This is a genomic window from Endozoicomonas sp. ONNA1 (assembly GCF_024606325.1).
In the GTDB taxonomy this organism is placed as follows: Bacteria; Pseudomonadota; Gammaproteobacteria; order Pseudomonadales; family Endozoicomonadaceae; genus Endozoicomonas_A.
The window spans coordinates 1-3,000 of sequence record NZ_JAHHPN010000891.1; the positions used below are offsets into that span (position 1 = coordinate 1).

Annotated in this window: 2 protein-coding genes and 1 pseudogene; all 3 read left to right on the forward strand. The window is 40.5% G+C overall.

Annotated features, from left to right (window positions below):
• The first annotated feature begins 450 nt into the window (after positions 1-450).
• Complete coding sequence (neuB, locus tag KDK19_RS21000) at positions 451-1,488, forward strand: N-acetylneuraminate synthase (protein WP_257292872.1); 1,038 nt, start codon at positions 451-453, stop codon at positions 1,486-1,488.
• 69 nt (positions 1,489-1,557) lie between these two features.
• A complete protein-coding gene (gene neuC / locus KDK19_RS21005; protein WP_257292873.1) occupies positions 1,558-2,724 on the forward strand; it encodes a UDP-N-acetylglucosamine 2-epimerase in 1,167 nt (388 codons plus the stop codon).
• Positions 2,724-3,000, forward strand: a pseudogene (locus KDK19_RS21010) (pseudaminic acid cytidylyltransferase); the annotation flags it as partial. The gene neuC and the pseudogene KDK19_RS21010, both read left to right, overlap by 1 nt.

Consider the following 3,000-nt stretch of genomic DNA (forward strand, 5'->3'; position numbering starts at 1 on the left):
TTTTTGCATCTGCACTCATTTCATCTTCAATAACACTTAAGATGCTCTGCTAGCTTTCTCTATTTCGCTGTTACAGGATATTTGCAGAACAGGTGCTCAAAACCGATCAAGGCATCGAAAATACACAATTACCTGATCAAAACATAAATCTTAAAATGCTCAGCCAAATTTTCTATCTCGATGTTTCAGTCTATGCGTGCTTGTGTTTGTCCTACAACAACTCATAAAGCAAAGCTCGAAGGGCGGTAGCGTGTCTCGATATAAATCAATACAAAGCATCACGTAAATCTACTTATAGCTCGGGGAAACCTACGAACACCCTCTTCAAATATGCATTACACCAGAGATATTAATAGTAGATTCTAAATTCACAATCTAATCTCTTAAATCTTGTATTTAATACTTTGAATAAAACTCACTTACATACAGCCAAAGCTTTAAAGGTTTAATATGACTGAATTTTTTATCGGTAACAGACGAATTGGCCCAAATGACGAACCACTGGTTATTGCTGAAATTGGAATCAACCACGAAGGTTCATTGAAAACGGCATTTGAGATGGTAGATGCTGCGGCTGATGCCGGTGTAGAAGTGGTTAAGCATCAAACGCATGTTATTGAAGATGAAATGAGTGCAGATGCAAAAAAAGTCATCCCCGGCAATGCTGACGTTTCTATATACGAAATAATGGATAGATGTTCACTCAATGAAGAGGAAGAAATCAAGCTTAAAGCATATGTCGAAAGTAAAGGTATGATTTTTATTAGCACACCTTTCTCTCGTGCAGCTGCAGACAGACTAAAACGAATGGATATACCCGCCTATAAGATTGGTTCCGGTGAGTGCAACAACTACCCATTAATTGATCATATTGCTTCATTTGGTAAACCTATAATACTCAGCACTGGAATGAATACCATAGAGAGTATTAAAAAAGCAGTCTCTATTTTTGAAAAGCATGGCGTGCCATATTCATTGTTGCACTGTACAAATGTCTACCCGACACCACCAGAATTGGTCAGACTGGGTGCTATGACTGAAATGCAGTCTGCATTTCCAAATGCTGTAATTGGTCTGTCAGACCATACTGTTGATAATTATGCATGCCTGGGTGCTGTAGCACTTGGCGCCAAAATCCTTGAAAGGCACTTTACAGATAAAATGGACCGACCAGGACCCGATATTGTTTGTTCAAACGACACAAAAACCATGTCTGAGCTAATCATAGGATCTAAAACCATCCATAAGGCTTTAGGCGGAACAAAAAACCCAATTAAAGAAGAACAACCTACTATAGATTTCGCTTTCGCAACGGTTGTTGCAATCAAAGATATCGCAGAAGGTGATGTATTCAGTAAAGACAACATCTGGGTCAAGCGCCCCGGCACAGGGGAAATATTGGCAGAAGACTTCAACTCATTACTAGGTAAAGTCGCGACACGAAACATCAGCTCTGACGAGCATATTAGAAAGTCTGATGTAAATTAACTTACTCTTAGGAGCTGTCGAAGTTCATTCGTCAGCTCTTCCTATCCCCCTCTAAACAGAAAAAAAGTCATGGAGCAACGTAAAATACTCTTCCTCACAGGGACACGCGCTGATTATGGTAAGATGAAGGCTTTAATGCTTGCAACTGATAACCATGAAAGGTTTGAATGCCAAGTATTTATTACCGGCATGCATACACTACAACGCTATGGCTACACTGCCAAAGAAGTTGTAAGCGCAGGTTATACATCTGTTTACACATTTATGAACCAGCATGTTGGCGACAGAATGGAGATGATTCTGGCCAGCACCATTAAAGGCCTCTCACGCTATATTCATGAAAATAAACCAGACATGCTCGTCATCCATGGTGACCGTGTCGAAGCCCTTGCGGGCGCTATTGTAGGAGCCCTTACTAATACACTGGTGTGCCATATTGAGGGTGGTGAGCGCTCTGGCACGATCGACGAATCTATTCGTCATTCTGTTTCTAAATTATCACACTTACATATGGTGAGTAATAATGAGGCAGTAAAACGACTGGTCCAGATGGGAGAAAGGCAAGAATATATTCATAATATCGGCTCACCCGATATAGATGCCATGCTATCATCTGACCTGCCTGATTTGGATACGGTGAAGGAACATTATGCTATACCGTTTGAAAATTACAGCATTGTTCTATTTCATCCGGTAACCACTGATATTGATAATATGCCAGCCAATGCCAAGGCAATGGTTGACGCTTTATTGAAATGTCAAAAAAACTTTGTGGTTGTATACCCCAACAATGACGAAGGCTCAGATTATATTCTTAAAGAATACGATCGATTGAAGGACAGAGAAAACTTTAGAATTTACCCTTCTATCCGGTTTGAGTCATTCCTGACGTTACTGAAGAATTCTGAATGCATGATTGGCAACTCCAGCGCAGGTATTCGTGAAACACCCTTCTATGGTATGCCATCAATTAATATCGGCAACCGTCAGAATGCAAGATATTTTGCAAAAGGCATTATCAATACTGGTTACGATAGCGAAGATATATACAAAGCTATTCAAAAAGCCTCACACTATAAAAATACGGGAAGAGACAGCTATTTTGGTGATGGCAATAGTACAGAAAAGTTCATGTCAATTATACAGAAAGAAGAAATCTGGTCTGCTGCAGACCAAAAACTGTTCAATGACGTTGACTTTTCACTAATAGCACCAACCATTAAAGAAGTAGCCTGATGCAAAAAAATACCTATACCGCCATTATCACGGCCAGAGGAGGATCTAAGGGCTTACCCCGCAAAAATGTTCTTGACCTTGCTGGTAAACCGATGATTGCGCACACCATAACAGCAGCGCTGGAAAGCCAATGCTTTGAGCATATTGTTGTAACAACAGATTGCCCCGAAATTAAAGAGGTCAGTTTGGCCTGGGGGGCTGAGGTCATTGACCGGCCAAAAGAACTGGCAACAGATTCATCCAGCAGTCTTGATGTAGTCAAACATGCTTTATTGG